The sequence below is a fragment of the Acidithiobacillus sp. TH-A35 genome (assembly GCF_057473505.1).
In genome coordinates this window covers 1-4,639 of the sequence record NZ_JBYCKR010000119.1, presented here as the reverse complement: position 1 = coordinate 4,639, position 4,639 = coordinate 1, and the positions used below count along the sequence as shown (strand labels likewise).

Annotated in this window: 5 protein-coding genes; all 5 read right to left on the bottom strand. The window is 60.3% G+C overall.

Annotated features, from left to right (window positions below; translation table 11 throughout):
- Window positions 1-878, bottom strand: an 878-nt coding sequence (locus tag AC2VNK_RS04280; protein ID WP_486882944.1) for an efflux RND transporter periplasmic adaptor subunit, incomplete at its 3' end; no start/stop codon positions are given.
- The gene (locus tag AC2VNK_RS04275; protein ID WP_486882943.1) at window positions 878-2,230 is read right to left on the bottom strand and encodes a TolC family protein; all 1,353 of its coding nucleotides are present in this window, start codon (window positions 2,228-2,230) and stop codon (window positions 878-880) included. The genes AC2VNK_RS04280 and AC2VNK_RS04275, both read right to left, overlap by 1 nt.
- Before the next feature lie 161 nt (window positions 2,231-2,391).
- Window positions 2,392-3,705, bottom strand: coding sequence for a sensor histidine kinase (locus AC2VNK_RS04270; protein ID WP_486882942.1), 1,314 nt, complete (start codon window positions 3,703-3,705; stop codon window positions 2,392-2,394).
- Entirely contained in the window at window positions 3,702-4,364 is a 663-nt protein-coding gene (locus AC2VNK_RS04265; RefSeq protein WP_486882941.1) for a response regulator transcription factor, read from the bottom strand. Before AC2VNK_RS04265 ends, AC2VNK_RS04270 begins: the two co-directional genes overlap by 4 nt.
- Window positions 4,365-4,454: 90 nt before the next feature.
- Window positions 4,455-4,639, bottom strand: a 185-nt coding sequence (locus tag AC2VNK_RS04260; RefSeq protein ID WP_486882940.1) for a PepSY domain-containing protein, incomplete at its 5' end; no start/stop codon positions are given.

Sequence of the window (4,639 nt, the reverse complement as noted above, 5' to 3'; positions counted from 1 at the left end):
ACATCCACAAAACAATAGGACCGGCCGCCTTGCTGCAAAACAGCGCTGTCGGGAATAGCCAGAGATTTCTGGCGTCCCAGGACGATCCCCGCACGGACCATGGCCCCCGGCAGCAGACTGGGGGTAGCGGGCATGGGGACGACCACCTGGGCAAGGCGTGTTTTGGGATCGACTTGCCAATAGATCTGCTGAATCTTGCCCGATAACGGGGACTGGTCGCCGTAAACAGGATGGAGCTGCACGGCATCACCCACTTTGACGCGGGGCAGATCTTCCGGCTCAACACCCAGCAGTATGCGTAACGTATTGCCCGTGCTCAGGCGCAGCAAAGGCTGACCGGCGGGAACCAGATCGCCCTGGTGCACAGATACCGTTTCGACGACGCCGTTGATGGGCGCACGCACTACACCCGCTTGCAGGGTCTTGAGACGCGCCTGTAGATCGTGGAGGGTGGCTTGCGCTTTGGCGAGGGTTTGCTGCGCCGCCTGCACCTCCGCATTGGTCGCCAGTTGCCGGGTGCGCAGGGATTCCAGGCGCTGCTGGTCGGTGAGGGCAAAACGCACGCCGATCTGCGCTTGCTGCAACTGCAATTGGTCATTAATGGAAGGGACCACCCGCAATAACGCTTCTCCCTGACGGACCCGCTGGCCATTCGCCACCTGTACCTGACTGACCAGACTCTCCGCTTCCAGCGACAAGGTCCGACCGCCCTCCGGCGCGAATTCTACGGTACCATAAGCCCGCAAATGCTCCGCCAGGGGCATCACCCGCGCGGGAGTTAACTGCACCAGGGCCGAGACCTCCGCCGTCGCCGGCAGTGCCAGCACACTGAGCCCCAGCCCTAAAATAGCCCACAGCCATCCCGATATCCGTCGCATCACCGCTGTTTTCTCCATTGTTGCCAGGGCAGACCCGCCGCCATTTCCAGGGCGGCCTGCTGTTCCGCATAAGCCTGCTTCAGGGCCAGCAATTGCAGGCTTTTGGCAAGGGCCTGGCTGCGTACTGCCTCATAATCGATCAAAGTCACATTATGCTCCGCCGCCGCACCCCGCAGTCGCTGCTCGGCTCTTTGCAATTGCGGCACCTGCTGCTCCAGCGGGGTAATTTCCTGGCGCAACCGGTGCAGATCGGCCACCAGCGCGGTGATGTCGGCACGGGTCTGAAAGAGGCGGGCGGTGTAGGCGGCGTGTAATTGCGCACGGGTGGCTTCGGACTCGGCGATGACGCCGCGATTGCGGTTCCAGAGCGGGATATCGAGACTGACACTGGGGCCGATGGTCTGGATATTCGAGGTATCGGCCGCCCTGGAGATGCCGATGGTAAATCCCGGATACTGGCCGAGGATGGCACGCCGTACCCGCGCTTCCTGGGCCTGATAGCCCGCGCGCAACGCCAGCAAATCGAGCCGGTGGGCATCCGCAAGGGTAACCAGACGGGCGGCATCGGGAATATCCGGCTGCGTTTGCGGCGCCCGCAGGGAAAGCCGCATGTTCGGCGGCAACCCCATCACTTTATTTATATTCTGCCGCACGGCAGTCACCTGCCGGCGCAGCGCCAGCATGCGGTCCTGACTGTCCAGCCAAGCAATTTGCCGCAACGAAGTGGTGGTGATGGTGGCGTCTCCCAACCGGAGATTCTGAACCGAGATCCGGTAGAGCTGGTCCGTAGTAGTCGCCGCCGTTTGCGATACGGTCTCCTGCTTCTGCAGATAATACAGTTGCCGGGCCAGTATCCGCGTCTGGTTGGCCACCATCCACTCCTGCCAGGCCACCTGATACTGTACCGATTGTTCTTGCGCCCGGGCAATATGCAGATTCGCAGCGCGGGTGAACAGGCTGGCGAGACTCCAGCTCAGCCCCATGCTGTAGGCGTTAGTGTAGCCAGCAGCCACATTACTGGGCAGGTCGGCGCTCAGGGAAAGTTGCGGGTCGGGCAGCAGGCCGTCCGCGAAGACCTGCGCCTGGGCAACGCCGATTTGTGCCCGCATCGCCCGCAAGCCCGGATTGAGCAACACCGCGATTTCCCCGAGATCTTCGCCGGACAGGGGCGCGTGCAGATTTACCGGGTGGGCGCTGGCGGGATGATTGTGGCGCAGGGCAGCAGCCATTTCCCGCTCCACCTTCGCCATAGCTGGCAGGCGGGTCTGCAAGGGCTCGGCGTGATAACTCGCGCAACCTGCGAGCAGCAACAAAAGGCCACTCAGGACCGCCCGGTATAGACTCAAAAACATAATCCCTGCGCTCCGTGAGGGGTGATACAGGACTATCTGTTTGCCGCTTTGGATAACCGGTGGTGATTATCTCACCCCTGAATTAGGGCAAACTTAGCGAATGCAGACCACTCCCTCCACTACTCACTTCATAACCCTTCAGGGCCACAATGTTTTATGATTCAAGGAGACGTGACAAGGCGCTGTCGATACATAAAAACCAGTCCTTGCCGGTCGCTCCGCGAGCTGAGTGTTATTCGTCCGCCGAGTTGATCGGCAATATGACGAGCGATGGTCAGACCCAGACCGCTACCGCCTTCCGCGCTGTCCGGCAAGCGGTAAAATGCATCAAATACTCTATGCGATTCCTCTGGAGGAATGCCCGGACCACTGTCGATGACTTCCACGACACCCTCTTCGCTATCGCTACGGATTCGGATGGTCACCTCACCGTTTTCCGGGCTATAGCGCAGGGCGTTGTCGACGGCGTTACGTATCAGGCTATGCAGCGCCGCTTCCGTCCCCTCTACCCACACCGCGCCCTCCAGCTCCAAGCCAAAATCCAGGTTTTTCTGCTCCGCCAGCGGATAGAGATCTTCCACTACCAAACGGGCGATAGCGGCAAGGTCCACCGGCTGATGCGTTGCCATTGCCGCCTGCTGACGGGCCAGACTCAACAACTGATCGAGCAGATGACGGGATCGCTCCAGGCCGCTTTTGAGAGGCAGCAGGCGTTGTTTGCATTCGGCGAGGGATTCCGCCCGTTCCAGATTCTGCGCTTGTAGCGAGAGTGCTGTCAGAGGTGTCCGCAGTTCATGGGCGGCGTCGGCGACAAAACGGCGTTGTTGGGTCATCAGCAGCCTGACCCGTTCCAGCAGGCGGTTGATGGCACGCAGGAAGGGGGCGATTTCCTCCGGCACCTCGCTTACCGACAAAGGCTCGGGATATTCTGCGTTCTGCGCATCTGCCGCCAGGGCCAGGGCATGCACGGGTGCCAGACTGCGCAGGACCAGATAGCGGGCGAATACGATCAGCAAAGGCACCAGCAGCAGAAGTGGCATCAGGGTTCGCAGAGCGCTATCGAAAGCGGCGTCACTGCGGACATCGGTAGACTGGGCAACGGCGAGTTTTTTACCCGGCGCTACCCGACGGACAAAAACGCGCCAGTTCTGGCCGGCCACGTCCACCGTGTGGAAGCCGCTGCTCAGGTGAATCGGGAGCCTGAGCAAAGGTGCGGTCAACGGCTGGGATGTCGTTAAAGCTTGCACCACAATGCGCGCATCGGGATCCACATCCAGAGGGGTCGCAACGGGCTTTTCCACGGTCGGCCAATGTTCCGGGGGGATCAGGACCGCGATCTGCCGCAAGGACGCATCCTGGTATTCCTGTGCCTCATCAAAGGCGAGCCCGAACGATGCCAGGCCGGCCAGTAAACCCATACACACAATAGCCATGCTCAATCCGACGGACAAACGGCCTTGCAGAGAACGTGTCATGGCTGGCGCGCAACCATCCAACCCGCCGCACGGACATTGTTGATGACCTTCGCACCGAGTTTTTTGCGAATACCGTGGATCAGAAAATCAATGGTGTTGCTCTCCACGGCTTCATTCCAGCCATATAAGCGCTCTTCGAGCTGGGCACGGCTGAGAATGGTGCCGGGGCGCAGCAACAAGGCCTGCAGCAATGCGAATTCCCGGGCAGTCAACAGGACTTGTGCATCGCCATACTGCACTTCACGGGTGCTCAGGTCGAGTTGCAGCAATCCGTTGCTGAGTACCGAAGTAGCTTGCCCGCCCTGCCGGCGGATGATGGCGCGCAAACGGGCCAGCAGTTCATCCATTTCAAAAGGTTTGACCAGATAGTCGTCGGCGCCGAGGTCCAGGCCATCGACCCGGTCCGCCAGCGCATCGCGGGCAGTAATGATAATAACGGGCAAGGTGCTGCCAGTGGCCCGGAGCTTTCTCAGCAGATCGCGTCCGTCCAGTTTGGGCAGACCCAGATCCAGCAATATCGCCTGGTGCTCCTGGTTGCCGATGGCCCGCAATGCGGTTTCGCCGTCCCGCACCCAGTCCACGGCATAAGCCGCATCCTGCAGAGCCACTGTAATGGCTTCGCCGATCATTCGGTCATCTTCGACAAGGAGAATGCGCATAAGATGGTCCCAGTATATTCCCGGTGACTTTGCTCGCCCCAAAAACCCCGTCCCCCCAAAAAGGGAGCGGGGCTCTCGCAATGCCAGTGATCAATCCGGATGCGCGCCTTCGGTGGAGTTCTCCAGAACGGCCCCGGTTTTAGCATCGACGCCTACTTCATGGGTGACTTTGCCATTTTTGATATCGAAAGAATAGCGCAAACCGCTCCCACCCTTCTCCTGCTCCAGTTCTTCGTCCGTGATTTTGCCGGGGCATGCCTTGAAGGCAATAGTCC

What these genes read in the sequence shown, in the direction of transcription:
- AC2VNK_RS04275 (WP_486882943.1), bottom strand. Translation starts at nt 2,230, where the DNA reads ATGTTTTTGAGTCTATACCGGGCGGTCCTGAGTGGCCTTTTGTTGCTG.
- AC2VNK_RS04270 (WP_486882942.1), bottom strand. Translation starts at nt 3,705, where the DNA reads ATGACACGTTCTCTGCAAGGCCGTTTGTCCGTCGGATTGAGCATGGCT.
- AC2VNK_RS04265 (WP_486882941.1), bottom strand. Translation starts at nt 4,364, where the DNA reads ATGCGCATTCTCCTTGTCGAAGATGACCGAATGATCGGCGAAGCCATT.